Raw genomic sequence first — 25,118 nt, 5'->3', positions numbered from 1 at the left:
TCACAGGGCGCGCACGGTCTCCAGCACCTCATCCACGTGACCGGGCACTTTGACCTTGCGCCAGACGCGGGCGATCTTGCCGTCGGCGTCGATGATATAGGTCGCGCGTTCGATCCCCATCGATTTGCGCCCGTACATGTTCTTTTCGACCCACACGCCGTAATCCTCGCAGGTGGTCGAGCCCTCGTCCGACAGCAAGGGCGTGGTCAGATCATGTTTGGCGACAAATTTGTCGTGCTTGGCGACGCTGTCCCGCGAGATGCCGAAAACTTGAGCGCCGGCATCGGCAAGGGCCTGAAGTTGTTCCGAGAAACCGATGGATTCCTTGGTGCAGCCCGGCGTATCATCACGAGGATAGAAAAACAGAACCACGGTGCCGCCGCGCAGGGCTGACAAGGTGACCTCGCCGCCTCCGTCGCGGGGCAAAGTGAAATCAGGGGCGATGTCTGAAACTTCAGGCATTGGAAACTCCGCTAAAGGTTTTTAAGTGCTGCCGGATATCATAGGGCAGCGCGGGCGGGTTGAAAGACGTGGATAGCGAATTGGTGCAGCACGAAGACAAAAGTGCCAAGCGGCCAGAGAAACCTCTGCGCCGCCGGTCCCGTCGTCGTGCCGCCTTGCGTTTGACAGCTATCAGTATTGTCTTTCTTGCGCTGCTCGCATTTGCAGGCTGGTTCTTTCTGATCGGTAAGCGTTTGCATGCGCCTGAATGGGTACGCGCGAAGGTCGAGCATCGCCTTGAACAAAGCCTCGGGGGGCTGAAATTTCGCTTTGGTGATGTCAGTTTCATCATCAATGACGAATGGCGCCCGCGACTGAAACTGACGGATGTGACCATCAGCGATGCGGCGGGGCAACAGATTGCCCAGGTGGCGGACTTGCGGACCCGCCTATCCATGCGCGGTTTGCTGCGCGGGCAAATCCGGCCGCGCCGTATCATTTTGCGAGGAGCCCAGATCGCGCTGACCCGCGGGACGGATGGAGCCTTGTCGCTGACCGTCGGCAGCGGAAGCGCGCCGGTTCAGAAGGCACCAACATTGGTGCAGTTGATCGAGGAATCCGACGATGTTTTCATGTCGCCATTCCTGTCGGGGCTCAGGACGGTAGAGCTGGAGTCCCTGACGTTGGATTATCAGGACCTTAGCCTTGGCCGCGCTTGGGTGTTTGATGGCGGTCGCATTACCATCAATCGCAATGGTGACGAATTGCAACTTGCCACCGGATTTTCCGTTTTGACAGGGCGCGACTATGCCAGCTCGATCGAGGCGAACTATACCAGTTTCCTGGGGTCACCAAGGGCGAGTTTTGGTGTTTCGATCACCGATCTGCCTTCGGAAGATATCGCCAGCCAAAGTCTTGCCTTGGCGTGGCTTCAGATTCTCAGGGCACCGATTTCGGGGGCTTTGCGCGGCAGCGTTGACGGAAACGGGGCCTTGGGGCCTTTGTTCGCGACCTTGAACCTGGGGGCAGGCGCAGTACAGCCCAGACAAGAGACGCAACCTATCCCATTCGATTCTGCCCGGACGTATTTCACATTCGAACCCAGTCAGAACGCTCTGGATTTCAACGAAATTTCCATTGTGTCAGCCTGGGGGTCGGTTCAGGCCGAAGGCAAGGCCTATTTGCAGGGTATTGAAACCGGACAGCTGGAAAGCCTGACCTCGCAGCTGAGGCTGAGCAAGATCAACATCAACCCGGCGGGTCTGTTTCCGGATTCGCTGAATCTGGCGCGCGCGGATCTGGATTTTCAGATGAAGCTGGCCCCCTTCGAATTGCGCCTTGGGCAGATGTCGGTTGAAGATGCCAGTCACAGATTGCTGGCATCGGGCAATCTGATTGGTGACCCCGAAGGGTGGGTGGCTGAACTGGACGCGCATCTTGACAGATTGGGTTCGGATCAACTGTTGAATTACTGGCCCGAGCTGCTGGCGCCGAAGCCACGGCTTTGGGTGGCCAAGAACTTGTACGAAGGTCAGTTTTCCGACGTGGATTTTGCGGTTCGGGTAAAGCCTGACACCAAGCCGGATATATATCTGGATTTCGGTTTCGAAGACGCCAAGATCAGATTTGCCAAGACCTTGCCCCCGCTTGAGAATGCGCAGGGGCAGGCCAGTTTGATCAATCGCCGGTTTACTGCCACTGCCGAGGCCGGGATTGTCATTGCCGACGAAGGGGGTGCCATTGATGCCTCGGGGACGTCGTTCATCATTCCCGATACCGGCATCAAGAAACTGTCCCCGGCGATCACACGCATCAGGGCCAAGGGCAGCCCGACGGCTGCTTTGTCTCTGCTGGATCGGCCTCCGTTGCAGTTGCTGACCAAGGCGGGGTTGCCGGTTGATCTGGCCGAGGGCGAAGTGAGCCTGTCCGGAACGTTGTCCCTGCCGATGAAAAAAGGGCTGAAGTTCAGGGAAACCGAGTTTCATTTCACCGGCGAAATCGAAAACGTGCAAAGTGACCGGCTGGTTCCAGGCTTTTCCGTCAGCGCCGCCCGGCTGGCGCTGACCGGTGATCAGACTGCGATTGAAATCGGCGGTAATGGGTTGTTCGGGGATGTCCCCCTGCAAGCCACGTGGAAACAACCGATCGGAGGCACCGCGCCGCAACGTAGTGAGCTGACTGGTCAGGTCGAGCTGTCGCCCCGGTTAATGAACGAAATCAAGGCTGGTTTGCCAAAGGGTATGCTGACCGGAAAAGGGACGGCAGATATCACCCTGGGCATTGGCGCTGGTGAGCCGCCTAAGCTGACCGCATCGTCCGATCTGACCGGCGTTGTACTGTCTATTCCGGAACTGGGATGGCGCAAGGCATCGGGCACCGCCGGTACAATGGCAGTCGAGGCGACGCTGGGCAAACAATTGCGTGTCGACTCGCTGAAGCTGGATACGGCTGGGCTGCGCACGGCTGCCACAATCTCGTTCCGCGAGGGGGGGGCGTTTGATCGCGTCCAGTTCAGTTCGTTCGACCTTGGGAACTGGTTGGCGGTTCCGGCGGAATTGGTAAGCCGAGGCGGGGCTGTGCCCGATATCCGCGTTTTGGGCGGTGTCATGGATCTTCGGAAGGCTGGATTTGGGACAAGCAGTGCCAGTTCGGGGTCGTCCGGACCCGGACCCAAGCTTGATGTCGTGTTGGATAGATTGCAGATCACGGAAAAGATCGCTCTGACTGGCTTCAGGGGGGCGTTTCAAACGACCGGCGGGGTGAATGGCGCGTTTTCGGCCAACATAAACAGCGGCACGGCGGTGCGCGGTCAGGTTATCCCGCGCAGTGGGCGCAGTGCGGTGACTTTGACCTCGGGTGATGCAGGCGGCGTTTTGCGATCCGCCGGTCTGATCACGCAGGCGCGGGGCGGGTCGTTGGATCTACAGCTGGAACCCGTGGGCGCGCCCGGAAATTATGACGTCATTCTAAAGATTGCGAATACCCGCATCAAGGATGCGCCAGCTATGGCGGCGCTGCTCAACGCCATCAGCCTTGTTGGCCTAGTGAATGAAATGGCGGGGCAGGGCATCTTTTTCTCGACCATCGAAAGCCGGATGCGGATCACTCCGACAGATGTCAAAGTGCTCAGCGGCAGCGCTGTGGGGCCGTCGATGGGGCTGTCCTTTGACGGAACCGTGGACACCGTAGCCGGGATGCTGAACATCAGCGGTGCGATCTCTCCGATCTATCTGGTGAACGCCATCGGAAGCGTATTCACCAAGAAGGGCGAGGGGGTGATCGGCTTTAACTATACGCTCACCGGGCCGTTGAAGACGCCGAAAGTGTCCGTGAACCCGCTGTCGGGATTGGCCCCGCTGTTTTTGCGCAATTTGTTGCGGAAACCCGCGCCCGTGGTGAAGGATGGGCCAAATGCACAGCGGATCAAACCGGATAAACCTAAACGGACTTTTGGGTCTCCTCCTAAGGACCATTGAACTGGGATGTGGCCGAATCTGATGCGGCCCTGTATGGCGCGCGCATGAAACTCAGCGATTTTGATTTCCACCTGCCCGAAGACCTGATTGCCACGCGACCGGCCAGCCCACGCTCATCCGCGCGTATGCTGGTGGCCAACGGGGATGCGGTGACGGACGCGCATGTCTTTGATCTGCCCGATTGGCTGCAGCCCGGCGACCGGCTGGTGCTGAACGATACGCGTGTGATCCCGGCGCGCCTGAATGGCCGCCGTCATCGCGACAGCGCGCAAGGCCCGGTTTCAGCCGCGATCGAGGCGACACTGCTGGACCCGCAGGCCGACGGCACATGGGCCGCGCTGATCAAGCCGCTGAAAAAGGTCAAACCAGGCGAAGAAGTCCGGTTTTCAGATGACCTCAGCGCCAGTTTGGACCGCGTCGAAGACGGGCAAGCCTATCTGCGGTTCAACCTGACGGGCGAGGATTTCGACACCGCGCTGGAACAGGCGGGCGCGATGCCGCTGCCGCCCTACATCGCGGCCAAACGCCCCGCGGACGAGCAGGACAAGACAGACTATCAGACGATCTGGGCGTCGCATTCCGGTGCGGTTGCGGCCCCCACAGCTTCGCTGCATTTTGATGATCCTTTGATGCAGGCGCTGGGCGCCCGGGGAATTACCTTCAGCCATGTCACCCTGCACGTGGGCGCGGGCACCTTCCTGCCGGTCAAGGTCGAAGATGTGACAACCCATAAGATGCACGCTGAATGGGGCCGGGTCAGCGCCCAGGCCGTTGAAGAAATCCGTGCCACCAAAGCGGCAGGAGGGCGCGTTATCCCCGTTGGTACAACTGCCCTGCGCCTGATCGAAAGCGCGGCCCGATCCGGTGAGATCGCGCCATGGGAAGGCGACACCGATATCTTTATCTATCCCGGCTTTCAGTTTCACGTCACCGACGCGCTGATGACCAATTTCCACCTGCCAAAGTCCACATTGCTGATGCTGGTTTCGGCGTTGATGGGGCAGGATCGGATGCGGGATGTGTATGCACATGCGATTGAACAGAACTACCGCTTTTTCTCGTACGGGGATGCGTCGCTTTTGATCCCTTAGGGCGCGCGTTGTCGGGATCGAATACTTTCAATGTCGTAGACAAGCATGATCAAAGCCGTTTTTCATAGCAAAACGTGCTTGTAGATCAGGTCGGCAGTATTCGGAGGCCCCAATGATTCAGGTCTTATCCAGCGCGTGGGCGCTTCTTCTTGGCATGGGCCTGTTGATGGTCGGAAACGGCCTGCAGGGAACGATCCTGGGTGTCCGGGGTGAGATCGAGGGTTTTTCGACCCTGCAAATGTCCTTTGTGATGTCCGCGTACTTCATGGGCTTTCTGGGTGGATCGCGTGTTGCGCCCGAGATGATCCGCCGCGTCGGGCATGTGCGGGTGTTCGCGGCGCTGGCCTCGTTCATTTCCGCCGTGATGATCATGTATCCGATGTTGACCGAACCGGTCGCGTGGATATTGGGCCGCGTCGTGATCGGCTTCTGCTTTTCCGGCGTGTATGTCACCGCTGAAAGCTGGCTGAACAATGCCGCCAGCAACGAAAACCGGGGTCAGGCGTTGTCGCTGTACATGATCTTTCAAATGACAGGGATCATCAGCGCGCAAGCCTTGATGCTGCTGGGTGACCCAACTGGGTATGAGACGTTCGTGATCGCATCGATCTTGGTTTCTGTGTCTTTCGCGCCAATTTTGCTGTCCATTTCACCAACGCCCGCGTTCGAAACCACCAAGCCGATGACCCTGCGGGACTTGATGGATAAATCGCCGTTGGGTTGTGTGGGCATGTTCCTGCTGGGCGGGGTATTCTCGGCGCAATTCGGCATGGCCTCGGTTTACGGCGCGCGCGCGGGCCTGTCGTTGGTCGAAATTTCCACCTTTGTGGCGGCGTTCTATGTCGGTGCTGTGGTTTTGCAATACCCGTTGGGCTGGTTTTCTGACCGGATGGACCGTCGCTTTTTGGTCATGCTGGTTGCCATGATGGGATCTTGCGGCGCGTTTGCAGGGCTTGTGTTTGGGGTGACGTTTCCGATCCTGCTGCTCTCGGCGTTTGCCATCGGCGGCATGTCCAACCCGTTGTATTCCCTTCTGATTGCGCACACGAATGACTATCTTGAACATGAAGACATGGCCGCCGCGTCAGGTGGTTTGCTGTTCATGAACGGCATGGGCGCCATTGCAGGGCCGCTGATCACCGGTTGGCTGATGGGCGATGCGGTGTTCGGGCCTTCGGGCTTCTTCCTGTTCATCGCCATACTACTGGCGATTATGGCATGTTATGCGCTGTTCCGCATGACGCAGCGTGCGGCGATCCCAATCGACGAAACGGGCTCGATGTCACCGCTGTACCCAACTGCCTCTCCGGTTGCACTGGAAGTGGCGCAAGAAGTCGCCATCGAAGCCGCCGAAGCCGAGCAGGAAGCGCAGGATGTGGCATAGGACACGAATTTATGTCGCAAGTGTTGCAATTTTTTACTGTAACAAATCTGTAAAACGGCCTTAAATGACGTTACGTCCCTGGGGAGGGCAACACACGGAGTTAGGGCAATGGCAGGGCCTGAAGAAGTACTGAGTTTTTGGTTGGATAATGTCGGTCCCAAGGGTTGGTATCTGCAGGATGACGCGTTGGACGCGGAAATCCGCGAACGGTTTTTGACCACCTGGGAAGCGGCACATCATGGCAGGTTTTCCCTGTGGTTGACGTATCCCAGCGGCGCTTTGGCATACATCATCCTGATGGATCAATTTCCACGCAACATGTTCCGGGGCAGCGCCAACGCGTTCGCGTCCGACCGCGCGGCGCTGACCGCGGCGAAATGTGCCGTGGATAAAGGCTGGGATTTAAAGATTGATGAACCCGCCCGGCAATTCTTTTATCTTCCGATGATGCACTCGGAAAACCTGTGTGACCAGGAACGCTGTGTGCGTCTCATGTGTCAGAATCTGGGTGACAGTGAGTCCGGCAATCTGCTGCACGCACGGGCGCATCGCGAAGTGATCCGCAAATTCGGACGCTTTCCCTATCGGAATGAGGCGCTTGCGCGCCCAACGACCGAACATGAAGCCGCCTATGTCGATATGGGCGGATATGGCACAACAGTCCGAGAGTTGCAGGCCGCCGGTTAACCCGGCGGTACGCAGCCCCGAATTGCAATGATCCGGTCGGCGATTGCGTCGGCCGCGACCTGAATGGCCTGATCGATCAGGTCATCAGGCGAATCTGTAAATTCCGCCAGTTGAATTTGACTGCCCAGCAGGTTTTGCTCCAGCTGCTCTAACCTGTTCAGCGCGGCTGATACTTCTTGGGCGGCTTCGGTGTTCTGGATGACATCGCCGATCTGGATCGACGCCAGATCGCTGCGCAATGCGATCAGTTCTTCGTGAATGCCCAGAACATCGTCGCGCAGGGGGGCTGCGACCTGTACAGCATCGGCAAGCGCCAACGAGATGCCCTCGACAGTTGACGCCAGTTTCCACCCCAGAAACAGACATAATGCGACCAGAATAAGGGTGGCGTTCAATAATGCGAGCAACAAATTCCTGAGCGTTCTGGCCATGGTAAGCCTTTCGAATGACATGAGTTTCCCAATGACCGGTCTTTTCCGGCCTCTCTGTTCTAGCGTTTGGGACAAGCCCGGTATAGGCTGAAAACCGCACAATACATTCCTGTTGACCCCGCGTCGCTTTTGTCGCGGAGCGAGGATATTGATGCATTGCGAAAATTAGTTTAACGGTAAACTAATTTTTCAATCGACCGACGCCGAGAGGGAAACATGGCTGCACAATCTTTTGATCTGATCGTAATCGGCGCCGGTCCTGGCGGGTATGTAGCGGCCATTCGCGCTGCACAACTGGGCCTGAAAGCCGCCGTTGTCGAGCGTGAGCATCTGGGCGGTATCTGCCTGAACTGGGGCTGTATCCCGACCAAGGCTTTGTTGCGTTCGTCCGAAGTGTTCCACCTGATGGAGCGCGCCAAGGATTTCGGCCTGAAGGCCGACAAGGTCAGCTATGATCTGGACGCGGTTGTAAAACGCTCACGCGGGGTGGCCGGCCAGCTTTCGGGCGGCATTGGCCACCTGCTGAAGAAAAACAAAGTAACTGTGGTGATGGGTGAGGCGACAATCCCGTCCAAGGGTAAGGTTACTGTCAAAACCGACAAGGACTCTGAGGAGCTGACCGCCAAGAACATCGTTCTGGCAACGGGCGCCCGGGCGCGAGAGCTGCCGGGGTTAGAGGCCGATGGTGATCTGGTCTGGACCTACAAGCACGCGTTGCAACCGCCTCGGATGCCGAAAAAACTGTTGGTAATCGGGTCAGGCGCGATCGGTATCGAATTCGCCAGCTTCTATAACACGTTGGGCGCGGATACGACTGTGGTCGAGGTGATGGACCGCGTGCTGCCGGTCGAAGACGCCGAGATCAGTGCCTTGGCCAAAAAGGCGTTCACCAAGCAGGGCATGACCATCATGGAAAAGGCGATGGTCAAGCAATTGGATCGCACCAAAGGGAAGGTGACCGCGCATATCGAGGTCAAGGGAAAGGTCGAAAAGCACGACTTTGACACCGTGATCTCGGCCGTTGGGATCGTTGGCAATGTCGAAAACTTGGGGCTTGAGGCTTTGGGCGTAAAGCTCGACCGGACCCATGTTGTGACGGACGAATTCTGTCGCACGGGTGTCGATGGCCTCTATGCAATTGGCGATATCGCGGGCGCGCCGTGGTTGGCGCATAAGGCCAGCCACGAGGGCGTTATGGTCGCAGAGTTGATCGCCGGTAAACATACACATCCGGTGAAACCCGAAAGCATCGCAGGCTGCACCTATTGCCAGCCGCAGGTGGCATCGGTTGGCTACACCGAAGCAAAAGCCAAGGAACTGGGTTACGACATCAAAGTCGGGCGCTTCCCCTTTATTGGTAACGGTAAGGCCATCGCACTGGGTGAGCCTGAGGGGATGATCAAAACGGTGTTTGATGCCAAGACCGGCGAATTGCTGGGCGCGCATATGATCGGCGCGGAAGTAACCGAACTGATTCAGGGCTATGTGGTCGGCCGCCAGTTGGAAACGACGGAAGAAGACCTGATGAACACGGTTTTCCCGCATCCAACTCTGTCAGAGATGATGCACGAAAGCGTGTTGGACGCTTATGGCAAGGTCATTCACATGTGATCAGCGCCCGAAAGGGGGCTCTGCCCCCGCCGCGCGTGCCGCGCGACTCCCCCGGGATATTTACAGCCAGATGAATAGGGGACTCCTTGCTTCATCTGGCCAAAAATATCCCGGAGCGCGAGGCAGAGCCTCGCAAAAGGAAGTTAACGGCTAAGCGCATCCAGAATGCGAGCCCAGGACCGGATGCCTTTGTGAAAGCTTTTTACGTCGTACTTCTCGTTTGGTGAATGGATAGCGTCATCGTCATTGGCAAAGCCGACCAGCATTGAATCCAGTCCAAGCTCGGTATTGAAATAGCCGACAACGGGAATTGAGCCGCCCATACCGGTGAATACCGCCTCGCGGTCCCATTCGTCGGACAACGCCCCACGGGCGGCTTCAAATTCCGGGCGGTTTAGGTTCATGACCGAAGCCGGGGAACCCTCAAGGTCATTGTCCCATTCGATCTTGGCGTCGGGCGACAGGCGATCTTCTACATGTTTGCGGATTTTGTCACGCAGGGCGTCGGGGTCCATGTCGCCAACCAGACGGCAGGTGATCTTGCAGTGCGCCTGCGACGGGATCACTGTTTTTGACCCCGCACCATTGTAGCCGCCCCACAGTCCGTTGACCTCGAGTGTTGGGCGCGCCCATTGCTGTTCCAGGGTCGAGTATTCCTTTTCGCCGTGGGGCTGCGTGTATCCGACCGAATTCAGATAATCCGCCTCGTCAAATCCACAGTCCTGCCACTGGCGCAATTGCTCGGCTGGCACTTCATGGACGCCGTCATAGAACCCTTCAACCGCCACGCGGCCGGTTTCGTTCTCATAGAACGAAGCTACGATTTTCGACAATTCGCGCAACGGGTTCAGGCCGGGTCCGCCATAGTGGCCAGAGTGCAGGTCGATGCGGGGGCCGATGATGGTGAATTCGTCCTTGAGCATTCCGCGCAGCTGCGAGGCGATCGAAGGTACACCGCGCGACACCATCGATGTGTCGCAGACCAGCGCCAGATCCGCTTTCAGTTCGGCCGCGTTTTCGCGCAGAAACGGCACCAGCGAGGGTGAGCCCGATTCCTCTTCGCCTTCGAAGAAAAAGGTGATGCGGCAGGGCAGGGTGCCATGTACGGCTTTCCACGCCCGGCAGGCCTCGACAAAGGTCATCAACTGGCCTTTGTCATCCGATGATCCGCGGCCACGGATCACCGGGCCATTGGCGGTTTCTTCGATTGCCGGGTCGAACGGGTCGCGATTCCACAGGTTCAGGGGGTCGACGGGTTGAACATCATAGTGCCCATAGAACAGGACATGTGGCGCGCCACCGTCTTCGCCGACGTGACCAACAACCATGGGGTGCCCGGTGGTTTCGCGTTTTTCAGCCGTAATGCCAATGCTTTGCAGGTCGGCCACCAGCCAGTCGGCGGCCTGGCTGACCTGTGCGTCAAAGGCCGGGTCCGTGGAAATGGACGGAATGCGCAGCAGTTCCATCAGGCGGTCGATCGAGGTTTGCAGATCAGCGTCGATGCGGTTCAGAACGGCGTCCAGCGACATTGCGGGCTCCTGCTTGGATGAGATTTGCCCGAACCCTATCAGCGCCATCGCCCTCGTCCAGTGCGCATTGCCCTAAATGTGGTATATTATCGGAAACCTTTAGGCGGGCAGGGGAACGCCTGCGTCGTTTCCTCGCGTCTGATGGCCGTAACTTTACTTGTCGACACCGATCCGAGCGGATATTTGATGCAAATCAATTCAGCGTTTCCCATATTGTCTATATGTTGCGGGAATTAGGGGAACGCGTCGGTATCATTTCGGAGTTATCCGTAAGCGGTACCAGGGAAGACGTCCGGTTGGCGCGAATGCAGCCGGGCCTGTAAGGAGAAACCGGTGGACTATACTGCTCAGCTCGATTCAGCGATTGCCAGGCTGCACGACGAAGGACGCTACCGGACCTTCATCGATATCGAACGCCGTAATGGTCACTTCCCGCACGCGGTGCGCACGCGCCCGGACGGGTCGCAACAGAACATCACCGTCTGGTGCGGAAACGACTATCTGGGCATGGGGCAGCACCCGGTTGTTCTGAACGCGATGCACGAAGCGGTTGAGGCCGCTGGTGCCGGATCGGGTGGGACACGCAATATCTCGGGCACCACAGTGTACCACAAACAGCTTGAGGGCGAGCTGGCCGATCTGCACGGCAAAGAGGCCGCGCTGTTGTTTACAAGCGCCTATATCGCCAATGATGCAACGCTTTCGACCCTGCCGAAACTGTTCCCCGGCCTGATCATTTATTCCGATGCGCTGAACCACGCTTCGATGATCGAAGGCGTGCGCCGCAATGGCGGTGCCAAGCGTATTTTCCGTCACAACGATGTGGCCCATCTGCGTGAGCTGCTTGAGGCAGATGATCCGAAAGCCCCCAAACTGATCGCCTTTGAATCGGTCTATTCGATGGATGGCGATTTTGGCCCGATTGAAGAGATCTGTGATCTGGCCGATGAATTCGGCGCGCTGACCTATATTGACGAAGTCCACGCCGTTGGCATGTACGGCCCGCGCGGTGGCGGCGTGACCGAACGCGACCGGCTGGCGCATCGCATCGACATCATCAACGGCACCCTTGCCAAGGCCTTTGGCGTCATGGGCGGCTATATCGCCGCCAGCGAGAAAATGTGCGACGCTGTGCGCTCTTATGCGCCGGGCTTCATCTTTACCACCTCGCTGCCGCCGGCGGTTGCAGCAGGGGCGGCGGCCTCGGTTGCTTATCTCAAACGTGCGCCGGAATTGCGCGAGCAGCATCAGACCCAGGCCAGCATCCTCAAGCTGCGGCTTAAAGGTCTGGGTATGCCGCTGATCGACCATGGCAGCCACATCGTGCCTGTGATCGTCGGCAACCCCGTGCACACCAAAAAGCTGAGCGACATGCTGCTGGATGACTATGGCATCTATGTTCAACCGATCAATTTTCCAACGGTGCCCCGTGGCACCGAGCGTCTGCGGTTCACCCCGTCACCCGTGCATGGGCCCGACGAAATGAACCGGTTGGTACAGGCCATGGACGAACTTTGGTCACATTGTGCGCTAAATCGCGCCGAACTTGCCGGATAACCTCACGCCAAAGTGTGCAACGCGTTTTCCGCGTGTTAAGCTTACGCTAACAAAAGTATCGGACGAATCGTTAAGGGAATGATTCGCCGTTAGCGTGAAACACGCGCAGGCAGAATGGGGCAGCAGGGATGATTGGGCGCAGATCACAGCGCGAATCCGAAAGCGACGTAGATGTCAGGCCAAAGGGCTTTGACGACTACGAGGTGCAGCTTGGCGACATGATGCGCGGCGAACGCGCAACCATGGGCAAGTCCCTTCTGGATGTCCAACGAGAGCTTCGTATCAAAGCCAACTACATCGCAGCCATTGAAAACGCTGATCCAGATGCGTTCGACACACCCGGCTTTATCGCCGGGTATGTGCGTTCTTACGCGCGCTATCTGGGAATGAACCCGGACGAAACCTTTGCCGTCTTCTGCAAGGAAAGCGGGTTCGAGGTTGCGCACGGCATGTCGGCTGAGGCTTCGGTCGTACGCAAGCCCGCTGGTGGTTTGCCCGCGCGCGGCCCGATGGGGCGCGACCCCTTCATTTCGCCGAACACCCCCTATATCCCGGGCAAGGAATCCCTGGTCAGCCAGATTGAGCCGCGCGCCATTGGCTCTTCGCTGGTGTTGTTGGCGGTCATTGGCGGCATTGGATACGGCGGCTGGTCGGTTCTGAACAAAATTCAGCAGGTGCAGGTCAGTCCGGTGGAACAAGCGCCCGTTGTCCTGTCGGATCTTGATCCGCTGGATGCCGCCCGCGCCGTTGTGACCGAGGATGTGGCAACCGCCATAACGCCAAGTGCCGAGGCGCTGGACAGGCTGTATCGTCCGCAGGCGCTGGACGTGCCGGTTCTGGTCGCACGTGACGCCCCGATTTCGACACTGGACCCGCGCACGGTTGGAACTTTCCTTCCGCCAGAGCTGCCCAGGGTTGAGGTGGCCGAGGTTCACACTGTCGAGCGCCCGACCTTGCCGCAGGTGGTCGAACAGATCGACAGCACACTGAAAATCGTCGCGGTCGACCCGGCCTGGATGCGGGTCACGGCAGCGGATGGCAGCATCATCTTTGAGGGCACGCTGGGCACTGTCGAACAGGGCAGCACATTCGAGGTGCCGCTGACCGAAGAGCCGCCGCAACTGCGTGCCGGTGCATCGGGATCGGTGTACTTCTCGATGAACGGCGAACATTTCGGCCCGGTCGGCAATCCGGGCACCGTTGCCAAGGGTGTTGTCCTTTCCAAGGATGCCGTCGCCGAACGCTATGACGTCGCCGATCTTGAGGCTGAACAGAACAGTGCCCTCAAACAGTTGGTGGCCGAACTTCAGGCGCAGGTGTCCGAAGACCCCGCCGAGTGATCTAGCCATTGCGGCGCCCCGATAGGCGGACTATCTAAAGACCAACTCTGGCTGCCTTGGACCCGTCCTCATGTCGCTCAATCACGTCCGCCCGTGGCGCAATATCTACCGCCGCAAATCCCGTCAGATCATGGTCGGGGATGTTGCCGTCGGTGGCGATGCACCGATTGCCGTTCAGACGATGACCAACACGCTGACAACCGATGTGGCGGGAACCGTTGCGCAGGTGCAGGCCGCAGCCGACGCTGGCGCGGATATCGTGCGGGTATCGGTCCCGGATGAGGCATCGTCAAAAGCCCTGAAAGAGATCGTGCGCGAAAGCCCGGTGCCCATTGTGGCCGATATCCACTTTCATTACCGCCGTGGGATTGAGGCCGCCGAGGCCGGTGCCGCCTGTTTGCGGATCAACCCGGGCAATATCGGGGATGAGAAACGCGTCAAAGAGGTCATTAATGCCGCGCGTGACCACAATTGTTCAATCCGGATCGGTGTGAACGCGGGCAGTCTGGAAAAGCACCTGCTTGAGAAATACGGCGAGCCTTGCCCCGAGGCGATGGTCGAAAGCGGGTTGGAACATATCCGCATTCTGCAGGACAACGACTTTCACAATTTCAAGATCAGTGTGAAGGCCAGCGACGTCTTCCTGTCCGCCGCCGCCTATCAGGGTATTGCCGAGGCCACGGACGCCCCGATCCATCTGGGTATTACCGAGGCTGGAGGGCTGGTGTCCGGCACCATCAAATCGGCTATCGGTCTGGGCAACCTGCTGTGGATGGGTATCGGCGACACGATCCGCGTCAGCCTGTCCGCCGATCCGGTGGAAGAGGTCAAGGTTGGCTTTGAAATCCTGAAATCTCTGGGCCTGCGCCATCGCGGCGTGAACATCATCTCATGCCCGTCCTGCGCGCGGCAGGGGTTCGACGTGATCAAGACAGTCGAGGCGCTGGAACACCGGCTGGAGCACATCAAGACCCCGATGTCCCTGTCCATCATCGGCTGCGTCGTGAATGGTCCGGGTGAGGCGTTGATGACCGATGTGGGCTTTACCGGCGGTGGGGCCGGGGCTGGCATGGTGTATCTGGCGGGCAAGGCCAGCCACAAAATGTCCAACGATCAGATGATCGAGCACATCGTGGAAGAGGTCGAGAAAAAGGCGGCCGAACTGGACGCAGCTGCTGAGGCGGCCGAGTAAACCTGGCAGCAAGGCAGCCGTCAGACGGCGGGCATCTGTTGTGTGGCGCAATGAATGCCGCCCCCCAACTCTCCCAATGCGTCCACTTTCAATGACACGATTTCGCGCCCCGGAAAGTGGCGCGCCAATGCATCGCTGGCGATTTGGTCTGTCTCGCGGTCTCCGAACTGGGCGGCGATGACGGCCCCGTTGCAGACGTAGTAATTCGCATATGAGGCGACGAAATCCAAATCCCGGACACGGCGGGTGTGCGGTTCGGGTATGACCTCAATCTGCATCCCCTGAGCTTTCAGCCGATCATGCGTATCCAGCGCGGCAACATGGAAGGGATCATTCATGTCAGGCGCATCGGGCAGGTTCATCAGAATGCGGCCCGGCCCGGTGAAGCGGGCCAGACTGTCTATGTGGTAATCGGTGATATCCTCACCCCAAACCCCCTCGGACCAGATCATGCGATCCGCCCCGTAGGCCGCCAGCAGTCGGGCTTCGACCTGATCGCGCGACAGCCCGGGATTGCGGTTGTCGTTCACCCAGGAGCTTTCATGCGCGATGATCAGACCATGGCCATCCTGTTCAACCCCGCCCGCTTCGCCCTTCAGGCCGGTCGGCAGCAATTGCAGGCCAAGACGATCAGCCACCCGAGGGGCAATGAGCGCATCATTGGTATGAACCTGTTTTTGCCCCCAGCCATTGAACTGGATGTGGCTGATCGCCAATTGGCCGTCGTTGTTGACTACGAAAATCGGTCCGGAATCGCGACACCACAGATCTTCGGTGGGAATATCCCAAAGCTCGACCTTAGAAGACAGCTTACGGCGCGCTTGCTTGTGATGGTCGGCGGCGGCCAGCATCACCACAGGTTCAAACGCGGAAATCGTGTTGGCGATATCGGAAATCGTGTCCTGCACGATGTTCAGGAAAGCTGACTCGGGGTATACATCCCGGTTGTTCGGCCATTGCATGAATGTGCGATGATGCCGGGATTCCTCTGCAGGAACGTAATAACCCGACGCGGGCGCGGCGAAGGACTGTTTCGTAATCCCCATGATCCCTATCGCCCCTCCGGCAACCAGTAATTCCCTTCGTTTCATAGCGAAGTTTCCTACGTGGTTGGCGGTGGTTGCAGGCACCCCTGCGACCGGGGTGCCCGCTATGCCTCAGCCCTGTTCGGCACGCACGCCGTTTGCGATCTGCAACATCCGGTCCGCCGTCAGATATCCGCGCAGCATTTCGGTGCCCAGAACGAAGGAGGGCGTGCCCGAAATCTGCATACGTCGCGCCAGTTCGCGGGTCTGGTTGATCTCGTCGGTCACCTGATCGCTGTCCATCGCGGCAAAGATCGCCTCACTGTCCAACCCCAGACCGTCGGAAATACGGCGCAGGGTGACGTCGGTCACGTCGCCACCAATTTCCAGCAGCGCGTCATGCACTTGTTTATAGGAATCGTCGCCCGCGACGTGCTTGGTCGCCACCGCGAACCGCGACGACAGCACCGATGCGTCCCCAAGGATCGGCAGTTCCTTGATCACCAGCCGGATATTGCCATCCTGAGACAGCAGGCTGGCCACTTCGGGCACCGCGCGGCGGCAGTAGCCACAGCGATAGTCCATGAATTCGACCAGAGTGATATCGCCATCGGGGTTGCCGCCAACCCAGCTGTAGCCGTCGTTGAACAGCTCATCGGAATTGGCCGCGACCAGTTCCTTGTCCGCCAGCGCTTCGACTTCTGCGTTGCGTTGTTCCAGAATGTTGATCGCTTCGATGATCACTTCGGGGTTTTCCAGAAGGTATTCCCGAACCTGAGCGCCGAATTGTTCTTTTTCGGCATCGCTCATGGTGGTCAGGTCCAATGCCTGCGCAGGACCGGTTAACAGGGAAAGCCCCAGAAGGGCCGGTGCAGCATGTCTGAGGATCATTTCCGTTTCCTTTTCTTTTTCTTCAATCGTTCCGAGGCAATCAGCACATCCTGTGCCCGTTGCCAACCTGGTGAACCCTCGGGCAGCTGCCCGACGGCACGTTTTGCATGAATTCCCGCATCGGCCAAACGGCCCTGCAACGCAAATCGTTCTGCGGTCACGACCGAGGCCATGCCGGTATTTCCGACCTTGGCGTAAGCCACCCCAAGATCCTGCATCAATCGGGCATTTCGATAATCCCGTGCGCGTGCTTTTTCAAGCGCTTGCAGTGCAAACTTTGTGTTACCCTGCGCCAAAAGCGCCCGACCATAGCCCGCCAAGATCAGCGCGTCATTGGGGGCCATTTCCACCGCCTGACCATAGGCGGCAATCGCCTCTTGCGGCTGGCGGTTTTCCAAAAGGATCTGCCCCTTGAGCTCATAGTAATACGGATCGTCCGGACGAATGGCGAGGGCACCGTCAATTGCGGCCCGCGCCTTTGAGAGGTTGCGGTTCTGGTGATGTGCCGCCGCCTCGCGCATCAGGCGTATGTCCTTTGCGCTTTCTTCCTGCGCGCGCCGCATGGTCCAGACTGGTGATCGCAGGAAAGCCGACAACTTGCCTTTGACCCGGGCAAACCAGTAATCGGCGTTCTGGTCTGCTTTTGCCTGATCCCCGTACTCATCCATAATCGCTTTGGCTGCGCGCAACCGTTCGCGGCTGGTGGGGTGGGACCGCATGTATGGGTCTTGATTGACGGTGTTCAGCAGCTCTTGCCCCGCGAATTTCTGGTGAAGGGCGACTATTCCGCTGGGTGAGATGCCGGCCCATCGTAAATAGCTGGCCGCACTTCGGTCGGCCGAAGATTCTTCGGCGCGTGTATGTGCCAGAAAGCTGCGCAGAGAGGCACTTTGGGTGCCCGCGGCGATGCCCGCTGCGGCCTCACCGCCGCCCGCTGCGGCGACAATCAGGGCAAGGGCGGTGCCAAGACCGGCCTTTCGCTGCGCGGCCCGCAGGTTTTCCACCCGCCGGGCGAGATGACCGTTGGCGATGTGGGCGGCCTCATGGGCGATAACCGCCTGCAACATCTCGGGGGATTCGACGGTCAGGATCAGCCCGTAATTCACGTAGATCGCGTTATAGTCGATGACAAAGGCGTTGAACGTGCTGTCATTGACCACCAGTATTTGTACCCGGTTAGTGTTCAGTCCAGCGGCGCGCAGAACCGGAAAGGCCAGCTCGCGCAGGCCGTGTTCAATGTCGGGGTCCCGGATCAGACTTTGCGCGCCCGACTGAACGGCGCTTGCCATCCATGTCACTGCAATCAGCAACAGGGCCGGGATTGACGCCAGCCTTGATACGCGTTCAAAAGCCATGGCTGCAACATGGGAGATGGGCATGCGAAACTCAACCCGGTCCGGGGTCGATCCCTTCATCGTGATGGACGTGATGGAGGCCGCGCGCCGCGCCGAAGAAGCCGGGCGCCACATCATCCACATGGAGGTAGGCCAACCCGGAACAGGCGCGCCCAAAGGTGCCATTCAGGCATTGGCAGCGGCGATGGAGGACGCCCCACTGGGCTATACGGTGGCCTTGGGCCTGCCTGCGTTGCGGCAGCGGATCGCGCGGCTTTATGGCGAATGGTACAATGTCGATCTGAACCCCGAACGGGTGGTGATCACGCCCGGTTCGTCGGGCGGGTTCTTGCTGGCCTTCACCGCCCTGTTCGACAGCGGCGATCGCGTGGGTATCGGCGCACCGGGCTATCCGTCTTATCGGCAGATTCTAAAGGCTTTGGGACTGGTGCCGGTTGACCTGCCGACTGCGCCGGAAAACCGGTTGCAACCGGTCGCGCAGGATTTCGCGGGGTTGGACCTGCAGGGTCTGATGGTCGCGTCGCCCGCCAACCCAACCGGCACGATGCTGAACCACGCCGCCATGGGCGCGCTGATTGAGGCTGCGCACGGGCAGGGGGCTTCGTTCATCAGTGACGAAATTTATCACGGGCTGGAATATGAGGCCAAGGCCGTCACCGCGTTAGAGTTGACGGATGAATGCTATGTGATCAACTCGTTCTCGAAATACTTCTCGATGACGGGTTGGCGCGTTGGCTGGATGGTGGTGCCCGAGGATCAGGTGCGCGTGGTCGAACGCATTGCCCAGAACATGTTCATCTGCGCCCCCCACGCCAGCCAGTTGGCCGCGTTGGCGGCGATGGATTGCGACGATGAATTGCAGGCCAATCTGGATGTCTACCGCCGCAACCGTAGTCTGATGCTAGAGGGGTTGCCCAAGGCCGGGTTCACCAATATCGCGCCACCGGACGGGGCGTTTTATGTGTATGCGGATGTGTCCGACCTGACCGATGACAGCCGCGCCTTTGCGGCTGAGATACTGGAAAAGGCCGGGGTAGCCGTCACGCCGGGGCTGGATTTCGACCCGCTGCGTGGTCACACGACCTTGCGGTTTTCCTATGCGCGGTCCTCGGCGGATATCGAAGAGGGGTTGCTCAGGCTGCGTCGCTTCATGGCTGACCGTGGGGCGATCGCCGCGCCAGCCTAAACCGTTCACAAGACCGCCGGGATAAGATAGGCTGGCGGCCAAACGATCTCGGGAAAACTTGAGGCCATGAGCAGGATTATCTATGCTATCGCGCTGATCTGGGCGCTGACCGGTGCTGCAGCCGCGCAGGATTTTAGCGCGCTTGCGCGCGTTCTGCCCGCGCAGAGCCGCATCGTCGATGACGGCCGGTCCGGTGTCCGGATCGAGCTTGGTCTTAGTCAGGGGGTGCCGTACCGCGTGTTCACGCTGCGCGATCCCTATCGTATGATCCTGGACTTTCAGGAGGTCGATTGGACCGGCCTGAACCGCGACGCCTTTTTGCAAACCAACCGTATCAGCGGTGTTCAGTTCGGCGCTTATGTGCCGGGATGGTCGCGGATGGTGTTGGATCTTGGTGCGCCATTGGCCGTGGATACCGCCGATATGCGCATTGATCCGGTGACAGGGGCGGCGCGGCTGTCCCTGAACCTGATGGGTACGGATTTTGACAGGTTTGCCGCCAGCGCCGGTGCCCCCCGACAGCCCGGTTGGGATTTGCCGGAACCGGCGGTAACGTCTGCGGTTCCCGGCGCAGACGGGTCGCGCCCGTTGCGGGTTATGCTGGACCCCGGTCATGGCGGCATCGACCCGGGGGCCGAAACGGATGATACGAATGAAAAAGCCCTGATGCTGACCTTCGCACGCGAGCTGCGCGAATTGCTGCTGCGCGCGGGCGGGTATCAGGTTGTGATGACGCGGGTCGACGATCAGTTTGTTTCGCTGGAACGTCGTATCGCCTTGGCGCATCGGGCCGGGGCGGATGTGTTCATCTCGCTTCACGCGGATTCCCTGTCCGAGGGGCAGGCCCACGGCGCGGCGGTTTACACCCTTTCTGATGATGCCTCGGACGTGGCCAGCCACAAGCTGGCTGAACGTCATGATCGGGGCGACCTGATTTCGGGCGTTGACCTGAGCGGGGCAGACGATCAAGTGGCCGATGTGTTGTTGGACATCGCCCGGCAAGAGACGCGGCCGCGCACCGACTCGTTGGCGCGGTCCCTGGCGCAGGGGATGACACAGCAGGGCGGGCCGATGAACAGCCGACCGATCCGTACGGCATCCTTTTCGGTGCTCAAGGCGGCGGATATACCGTCCGTATTGGTAGAGCTTGGATTTCTGTCCAGCCCCAGAGACCTGAAAAACATACAAAATCCCGACTGGCGACAGGATATGGCACGCGGCATCGTCAAGGGGTTGGATCGGTGGCGACAGGATGATCTGGTCAAAAGATCCCTGATTGGTCAGTGACCCGACGTTGCAAACCGGCTATTATTGGCCATCGTGTTTTGACCCTGCGCCGGGGCACCACTATATAGGCGGCAGCGCGAGTAAAAGGCAGTAACGTGATCCGGTTCATTCTTTCGTTTTTCGGGGCGATTTTCAGCCTCGTAACCCTTGGTGTTTTTATGGCTGCGCTGGTGATGGGCGCGGTGTTCTGGATGTATGGCCGCGACCTGCCCAGCCATGAGTCGCTGGCGCAATACAAGCCGCCGACAATCAGCCGGATTTATTCCGGCGAGGGTCAGTTGATCGACGAATTCGCACAGGAACGCCGCCTTTTCACCCCGTCCGAGGAAATCCCCGATCTGGTGAAACAGGCCTTTATCTCGGCGGAAGACAAGAACTTCTATTCGCATCAGGGATATGATCCGCGCGGCATCATCGCCGCCGGGTTTGAGGCGATAAAGTCCAAAGGTGAGAATGTTCGTGGGGCCTCAACGATCACGCAGCAGGTGATGAAGAACTTTCTGCTGTCGGGTGACCGTAAAGCAGAACGGAAGATCAAGGAAATCATCCTCGCCACAAGGCTTGAGGACACGCTGGACAAGGAACAGATCCTCGAACTTTATATGAACGAGATCTTTCTGGGCCAGAACTCTTATGGTGTGACAGCTGCCGCGCAGACCTATTTCAACAAAACCCTACAGGACCTGGCCCCGCATGAGGCTGCGACGTTGGCTGCGATGCCCAAAGCGCCTTCGAAATACCACCCGGTTTATGAGCGGGACCGTCTGTTGGCCCGCCGCAATTATGTGCTGCGTGAAATGCAGCAGAACGGTTTTATCGACCAGGCGACCTATGAGGTTGAAGTCGACCAGCCGCTGCGCTCGGTACAGAATGGTGATTTTGAAAGCTTCCGCACAGCCCTGCCACCACGCGACTATTTCACTGACGAAATCCGCCGTCAGCTGAGCGACGATTTCGGCGAGGGCGAATTCTTTACCGGAGGTTTCGCCGTGCGCGCCTCGGTGGATGAGGAAATGCAGGTCGAAGCGGCCCGCGCGCTGCGCGAGGCGTTGCAGAAATACGACCGCTCGCGCGGGAAATGGCGCGGGACTGGTGAGGTGATCCCCGAAGAGAAGCTGGCGGATGAGACCCAGTGGCGTGATGCGCTGTCCATCATTGAAATCCCGCGCGACGTGGTGCTCCCGACACAGTGGTTCCCCGCTGTTGTGATGAATGTAGGTGAACAACAGCTGACTGTTGGTATCGAAGATGGCCCCGCAGACGGCGTCGTTCCACGGTCTGACATCAAATGGATGCAGGGCGATTTCACAGCCAATTTCAAACGTGGCGACGTTATTCTGGTGATGGCTGGCGAAGAAGGTCAATGGACCGCCCGTCAGGTGCCCGAAGTGCAGGGCGGTTTCGTTGCGATGGACGTGAACTCGGGCCGGGTTCTGGCGATGCAGGGCGGGTTCTCGTATCAGGATTCGGTGTTTAACCGCGCCACGCAAGCGCAGCGCCAGCCGGGGTCCAGCTTTAAGCCCTTTGTCTATGCCGCCGCGCTGGATAGCGGATACAGCCCCGCGACCATCGTGGTCGACGCCCCGATCGAGGTGGACACACCGCAGGGTCTATGGCGACCCAAGAACTCGTCCAATAAATTCTATGGCCCCACGCCGCTGCGCACCGGGATCGAGCAATCGCGGAACCTGATGACCATTCGTTTGGCGCAAGAGGTCACAATGCCTGTTGTGGCTGGATACGCGGAACGGTTTGGTGTGTACGACCGGATGGGCGCGTTTCTTGCCAACTCGCTGGGGTCCGAGGAAACGACGCTGTACAAGATGGTTGCCGCCTATGCGATGTTCGCCAATGGCGGTGAACGGGTCGAGCCAACTTTGGTTGACCGCATTCAGGACCGGTTCGGCGAAACGATTTATCGCCATGATGACCGTCAGTGCCTGGACTGCAATTCAACGTGGCTGGAACCGGATGAATCCCCGACCATTGAAACCAACCGCTCTCAGGTCATGGACGCGATCACCGCGTATCAGTTGACCTCGATGATGACCGGGGTTGTGGATCGCGGAACGGCGTCCCGCGTTGTCAACCTGCCGGTGCCGACGGCGGGCAAGACCGGTACGACCAACGAGTCCAAGGATGCGTGGTTCATCGGCTTCACCTCGAACATCGTAGCGGGATGTTATATCGGCTACGACCGTCCACGCCCGATGGGCCGGGGGGCTTATGGTGGTACCCTGTGCGGGCCAGTATTCCAGAGCTTTATGGAAAAGGCCGTCGAGAAATACGGCGGCGGCCCGTTTGAAGTGCCCGAGGGTGGTCATTTCATCAAGATCGACCGCTTTAGCGGCGCGCGCCTGCCTGCGGATGCGACCGGTGATTATGTCGTTGCCGAATACTTCCGCGATGGCGTCGACGGCTTTATCGACCGCGTCTATGACGGTGGCTTTGCCATGGGTTCGGATTTGCCGCTGTTCGAAGAGGTCAACAGCTCGGGCCGGCAGGTCACGACCTCGACCGGTAACACTGTCACCGTTGGACCCAACGCCAGCCAGGGCGATTTGCAGGGGGGCGGGCTTTACTGATCCGCCGCGTTCAAAAGCAGGGATAAAAGGTCGGCCTGGGAATCGGATGTGATTGTTCCGTTGGATCGCCAACAGATTGACAGCGCGCATTTGGCAGCTGCCCACTGCATCAGACGTGTTGGCGAAACGTTCAGAGCTTGAGAGTAGAGCTGCCTGCATTGCCGGACCTGTGAGAGCTGACGAATAACGTCTGGCATGCCCTTGGGATGACGAAATGCGTTTGCCAATTCGAACGCAGGATCACCAAAGTAGCCTTTGGCGTCGATGATCCGTGGTCCGGTATCGGTGAGAATGACGTTGTCGGGATGCAGGTCGCCGTGCAATGGGACTATTCTCTGCTGACTGTACAACAGGGTATGGGCTAAACCGGCTGCTTGTTTAATATTCTGAGCCAGAGACCCAGGGCAGTCCGCAGAAAATTGACACGCAAACAAAGGTGCGAATACGTCGTTCAGCGACTTCAGGCCGCTGGTCGTAGCAACTGGATCTTGATGCAGACGACGTGCGGTGTCCGCAAGCATAGCCAATACCACGCCCACTTTGCCATCTCTGGCCAAAGCGCCCAGTGTCGGCCCATCCAGCCATTCCATCAGAATCGCATTTGCGGTTTCATGGACGATATGCACCGCGCCGCGCTCGCGCCAGCGGACCATTAGCTTGATTCCGGCTGCTTCGTTCCCGCGATCAGCATGCCGGTAAATTTTAAGCGCAAAAACGCGACCGCTACCTGATACGACTTTGTAAACCTTAGCTTGACCCGTATCTGCGACCAAGGTGAGGATGCTCAGGCCCCATCTCTGCAAAATCTCGTTTGGTGCGTCTTTCATTCGTCTCACTCACTTGTCTTGTGGTGGCCCGCGCCTCTTGCTATCACGCAGGCCTGATTGAGCAAGTTGGGACAAACCATGCGCGCCGAAACCCAGAACATCGTTGCGGAAATCGAAAAGTCGCTAGAGCTGCTGGCGCAGCGTATGGACTATGAGACCGCTCCGTACCGGCTTGAGGAATTCAACGCGCGGGTTGAGGATCCGAACCTGTGGGACAGCCCCGAAAAAGCGCAGAAACTGATGCGCGACCGGCAGATGCTGGTGGACGCGATTGAGACCTATGAAACCATCAAAACCGATCTGAGCGACAATATCGAATTGATCGAACTGGGCGAGATGGAAGAGGATGAAGAGGTTATCCAGGATGCTGAAGGCGCGATCAAAAAGCTGAAATCCAAAGCGGCCAAGAAAGAGCTTGAGGCGCTATTGGATGGTGAGGCCGATGGCAATGACACATTCCTCGAGATCAACTCGGGCGCAGGTGGTACTGAAAGCTGTGACTGGGCGTCGATGCTGGCGCGGATGTATGTGCGTTGGGCCGAGAAGAAAGGCTATACCGTCGAGCTGCAATCCGAGACCTCTGGTGAAGAGGCGGGGATTAAATCCGCTGCGTACAAGATTTCCGGCCACAACGCCTATGGCTGGCTGAAATCGGAAAGCGGCGTACACCGTCTGGTGCGGATTTCACCCTATGACTCGGCGGCCAAGCGGCACACCTCGTTCAGTTCGATCTGGGTGTATCCGGTGGTGGACGACAATATCGAGATTGAAGTCAACCCTTCGGATATCCGTATCGACACCTATCGGTCCTCGGGCGCGGGTGGTCAGCATGTCAACACCACCGACTCGGCGGTGCGGATCACGCATATTCCGACGGGTATCGTTGTGACCAGCTCTGAAAAGTCGCAGCACCAGAACCGCGATATCGCCATGAAGGCACTGAAATCGCGGCTGTACCAACAAGAACTGGACCGCCGTAATGCTGATATCAACGCAGCGCATGAGGCCAAGGGCGATGCCGGGTGGGGCAACCAGATCCGGTCTTATGTTTTGCAGCCCTATCAGATGGTCAAGGACCTGCGGACCAACTTTGAGACATCGGATACCAAAGGTGTTCTGGACGGCGATCTGGACGGGTTCATGGCGGCCACGCTGGCGTTGAATGTGGCGGGCAAAAGCCGGTCCGAGGCGCAGGGCGATTAAGTCAGGCAGGGGGCTCTGCC

Annotated in this window: 19 protein-coding genes; 12 read left to right on the top strand and 7 right to left on the bottom strand. The window is 58.7% G+C overall.

The window, feature by feature from the left end; genetic code table 11:
* A complete protein-coding gene (locus JT51_RS06685) occupies positions 1–462 on the bottom strand; it encodes a peroxiredoxin (RefSeq protein ID WP_037309826.1) in 462 nt (153 codons plus the stop codon).
* A gap of 68 nt (positions 463–530) precedes the next feature.
* Between JT51_RS06685 and JT51_RS06680 the strand changes: the two genes are divergently transcribed.
* The 4 genes from JT51_RS06680 to JT51_RS06665 all read left to right on the top strand — a co-directional run bounded on the left by JT51_RS06680 (position 531) and on the right by JT51_RS06665 (position 7,079).
* Complete coding sequence (locus JT51_RS06680; protein ID WP_235216131.1) at positions 531–3,917, top strand: DUF3971 domain-containing protein; 3,387 nt, start codon at positions 531–533, stop codon at positions 3,915–3,917.
* Between the two features lie 44 nt (positions 3,918–3,961).
* On the top strand, positions 3,962–5,008 hold the full coding sequence (gene queA / locus JT51_RS06675; RefSeq protein WP_037311819.1) for a tRNA preQ1(34) S-adenosylmethionine ribosyltransferase-isomerase QueA: 1,047 nt from the start codon (positions 3,962–3,964) through the stop codon (positions 5,006–5,008).
* A 112-nt stretch (positions 5,009–5,120) separates the two neighbouring features.
* Positions 5,121–6,392 carry an MFS transporter gene (locus tag JT51_RS06670; protein WP_037309823.1) on the top strand — a complete coding sequence of 424 codons (1,272 nt, stop codon included), beginning with the start codon at positions 5,121–5,123 and terminating at the stop codon, positions 6,390–6,392.
* 108 nt (positions 6,393–6,500) lie between these two features.
* The gene (locus tag JT51_RS06665; protein ID WP_037309820.1) at positions 6,501–7,079 is read left to right on the top strand and encodes a DUF924 family protein; all 579 of its coding nucleotides are present in this window, start codon (positions 6,501–6,503) and stop codon (positions 7,077–7,079) included.
* Here JT51_RS06665 and JT51_RS06660 read toward each other — a convergent pair.
* Positions 7,076–7,531 (bottom strand): hypothetical protein, encoded by a 456-nt coding sequence (locus tag JT51_RS06660; RefSeq protein WP_235216130.1) that lies wholly within the window; start codon positions 7,529–7,531, stop codon positions 7,076–7,078. The two genes, JT51_RS06665 and JT51_RS06660, sit on opposite strands and share 4 nt — an antisense overlap.
* Positions 7,532–7,726: 195 nt before the next feature.
* Between JT51_RS06660 and lpdA the strand changes: the two genes are divergently transcribed.
* Positions 7,727–9,121, top strand: coding sequence for a dihydrolipoyl dehydrogenase (gene lpdA, locus JT51_RS06655; protein ID WP_037309814.1), 1,395 nt, complete (start codon positions 7,727–7,729; stop codon positions 9,119–9,121).
* Positions 9,122–9,264: 143 nt separating this feature from the next.
* Here the strand turns inward: lpdA and JT51_RS06650 are convergent, their stop codons facing one another.
* Complete coding sequence (locus JT51_RS06650) at positions 9,265–10,650, bottom strand: M20/M25/M40 family metallo-hydrolase (protein WP_037311816.1); 1,386 nt, start codon at positions 10,648–10,650, stop codon at positions 9,265–9,267.
* 333 nt (positions 10,651–10,983) lie between these two features.
* Between JT51_RS06650 and hemA the strand changes: the two genes are divergently transcribed.
* From hemA to ispG, 3 genes are all read left to right on the top strand, one after another.
* Positions 10,984–12,207, top strand: a complete 1,224-nt coding sequence (gene hemA / locus JT51_RS06645) for a 5-aminolevulinate synthase (protein ID WP_037309811.1) — start codon at positions 10,984–10,986, stop codon at positions 12,205–12,207.
* Between the two features lie 128 nt (positions 12,208–12,335).
* Positions 12,336–13,547 carry a helix-turn-helix domain-containing protein gene (locus tag JT51_RS06640; protein WP_037309808.1) on the top strand — a complete coding sequence of 404 codons (1,212 nt, stop codon included), beginning with the start codon at positions 12,336–12,338 and terminating at the stop codon, positions 13,545–13,547.
* A 70-nt stretch (positions 13,548–13,617) separates the two neighbouring features.
* Positions 13,618–14,739, top strand: a complete 1,122-nt coding sequence (gene ispG / locus JT51_RS06635; protein ID WP_037309806.1) for a flavodoxin-dependent (E)-4-hydroxy-3-methylbut-2-enyl-diphosphate synthase — start codon at positions 13,618–13,620, stop codon at positions 14,737–14,739.
* A gap of 20 nt (positions 14,740–14,759) precedes the next feature.
* Here the strand turns inward: ispG and JT51_RS06630 are convergent, their stop codons facing one another.
* The 3 genes from JT51_RS06630 to JT51_RS06620 all read right to left on the bottom strand — a co-directional run bounded on the left by JT51_RS06630 (position 14,760) and on the right by JT51_RS06620 (position 18,034).
* Positions 14,760–15,830 carry an agmatine deiminase family protein gene (locus JT51_RS06630; protein ID WP_037309804.1) on the bottom strand — a complete coding sequence of 357 codons (1,071 nt, stop codon included), beginning with the start codon at positions 15,828–15,830 and terminating at the stop codon, positions 14,760–14,762.
* Between the two features lie 66 nt (positions 15,831–15,896).
* Positions 15,897–16,655, bottom strand: coding sequence for a DsbA family protein (locus JT51_RS06625; RefSeq protein ID WP_037309802.1), 759 nt, complete (start codon positions 16,653–16,655; stop codon positions 15,897–15,899).
* The gene (locus JT51_RS06620; RefSeq protein ID WP_037309799.1) at positions 16,652–18,034 is read right to left on the bottom strand and encodes a M48 family metalloprotease; all 1,383 of its coding nucleotides are present in this window, start codon (positions 18,032–18,034) and stop codon (positions 16,652–16,654) included. The genes JT51_RS06625 and JT51_RS06620 overlap by 4 nt, the downstream gene beginning before the upstream one ends.
* Here JT51_RS06620 and JT51_RS06615 point away from each other — a divergent pair.
* The 3 genes from JT51_RS06615 to JT51_RS06605 all read left to right on the top strand — a co-directional run bounded on the left by JT51_RS06615 (position 18,033) and on the right by JT51_RS06605 (position 23,068).
* Positions 18,033–19,196, top strand: coding sequence for a pyridoxal phosphate-dependent aminotransferase (locus JT51_RS06615; RefSeq protein ID WP_037309797.1), 1,164 nt, complete (start codon positions 18,033–18,035; stop codon positions 19,194–19,196). The two genes, JT51_RS06620 and JT51_RS06615, sit on opposite strands and share 2 nt — an antisense overlap.
* Before the next feature lie 66 nt (positions 19,197–19,262).
* Positions 19,263–20,483, top strand: a complete 1,221-nt coding sequence (locus JT51_RS06610) for an N-acetylmuramoyl-L-alanine amidase (protein WP_037309795.1) — start codon at positions 19,263–19,265, stop codon at positions 20,481–20,483.
* Between the two features lie 95 nt (positions 20,484–20,578).
* Entirely contained in the window at positions 20,579–23,068 is a 2,490-nt protein-coding gene (locus JT51_RS06605) for a penicillin-binding protein 1A (RefSeq protein ID WP_037309793.1), read from the top strand.
* On the opposite strand, the gene JT51_RS06600 is transcribed toward JT51_RS06605, so the two are convergent.
* The gene (locus JT51_RS06600) at positions 23,062–23,895 is read right to left on the bottom strand and encodes an aminoglycoside phosphotransferase family protein (protein WP_037309790.1); all 834 of its coding nucleotides are present in this window, start codon (positions 23,893–23,895) and stop codon (positions 23,062–23,064) included. The two genes, JT51_RS06605 and JT51_RS06600, sit on opposite strands and share 7 nt — an antisense overlap.
* Before the next feature lie 78 nt (positions 23,896–23,973).
* On the opposite strand from JT51_RS06600, the gene prfB reads away from it, so the two are divergent.
* Positions 23,974–25,098, top strand: coding sequence for a peptide chain release factor 2 (gene prfB, locus JT51_RS06595; protein ID WP_037309789.1), 1,125 nt, complete (start codon positions 23,974–23,976; stop codon positions 25,096–25,098).
* The last annotated feature ends 20 nt before the right edge of the window (positions 25,099–25,118 follow it).

It is taken from the genome of Ruegeria halocynthiae (assembly GCF_000743705.1).
Lineage (GTDB): Bacteria > Pseudomonadota > Alphaproteobacteria > Rhodobacterales > Rhodobacteraceae > Ruegeria > Ruegeria halocynthiae_B.
Note: the sequence above shows the minus strand (reverse complement) of the source record. Positions and strands in the feature narration are given on the sequence as shown.

Bases quoted from the DNA above. Each gene is read 5' to 3' on its own strand.
- JT51_RS06685 (WP_037309826.1), bottom strand. From the start codon at position 462: ATGCCTGAAGTTTCAGACATCGCCCCTGATTTCACTTTGCCCCGCGAC.
- queA (WP_037311819.1), top strand. From the start codon at position 3,962: ATGAAACTCAGCGATTTTGATTTCCACCTGCCCGAAGACCTGATTGCC.
- JT51_RS06670 (WP_037309823.1), top strand. From the start codon at position 5,121: ATGATTCAGGTCTTATCCAGCGCGTGGGCGCTTCTTCTTGGCATGGGC.
- JT51_RS06665 (WP_037309820.1), top strand. From the start codon at position 6,501: ATGGCAGGGCCTGAAGAAGTACTGAGTTTTTGGTTGGATAATGTCGGT.
- JT51_RS06660 (WP_235216130.1), bottom strand. From the start codon at position 7,531: ATGTCATTCGAAAGGCTTACCATGGCCAGAACGCTCAGGAATTTGTTG.
- lpdA (WP_037309814.1), top strand. From the start codon at position 7,727: ATGGCTGCACAATCTTTTGATCTGATCGTAATCGGCGCCGGTCCTGGC.
- JT51_RS06650 (WP_037311816.1), bottom strand. From the start codon at position 10,650: ATGTCGCTGGACGCCGTTCTGAACCGCATCGACGCTGATCTGCAAACC.
- JT51_RS06640 (WP_037309808.1), top strand. From the start codon at position 12,336: ATGATTGGGCGCAGATCACAGCGCGAATCCGAAAGCGACGTAGATGTC.
- ispG (WP_037309806.1), top strand. From the start codon at position 13,618: ATGTCGCTCAATCACGTCCGCCCGTGGCGCAATATCTACCGCCGCAAA.
- JT51_RS06630 (WP_037309804.1), bottom strand. From the start codon at position 15,830: ATGAAACGAAGGGAATTACTGGTTGCCGGAGGGGCGATAGGGATCATG.
- JT51_RS06625 (WP_037309802.1), bottom strand. From the start codon at position 16,655: ATGATCCTCAGACATGCTGCACCGGCCCTTCTGGGGCTTTCCCTGTTA.
- JT51_RS06615 (WP_037309797.1), top strand. From the start codon at position 18,033: ATGCGAAACTCAACCCGGTCCGGGGTCGATCCCTTCATCGTGATGGAC.
- JT51_RS06620 (WP_037309799.1), bottom strand. From the start codon at position 18,034: ATGCCCATCTCCCATGTTGCAGCCATGGCTTTTGAACGCGTATCAAGG.
- JT51_RS06610 (WP_037309795.1), top strand. From the start codon at position 19,263: ATGAGCAGGATTATCTATGCTATCGCGCTGATCTGGGCGCTGACCGGT.
- JT51_RS06600 (WP_037309790.1), bottom strand. From the start codon at position 23,895: ATGAAAGACGCACCAAACGAGATTTTGCAGAGATGGGGCCTGAGCATC.
- prfB (WP_037309789.1), top strand. From the start codon at position 23,974: ATGCGCGCCGAAACCCAGAACATCGTTGCGGAAATCGAAAAGTCGCTA.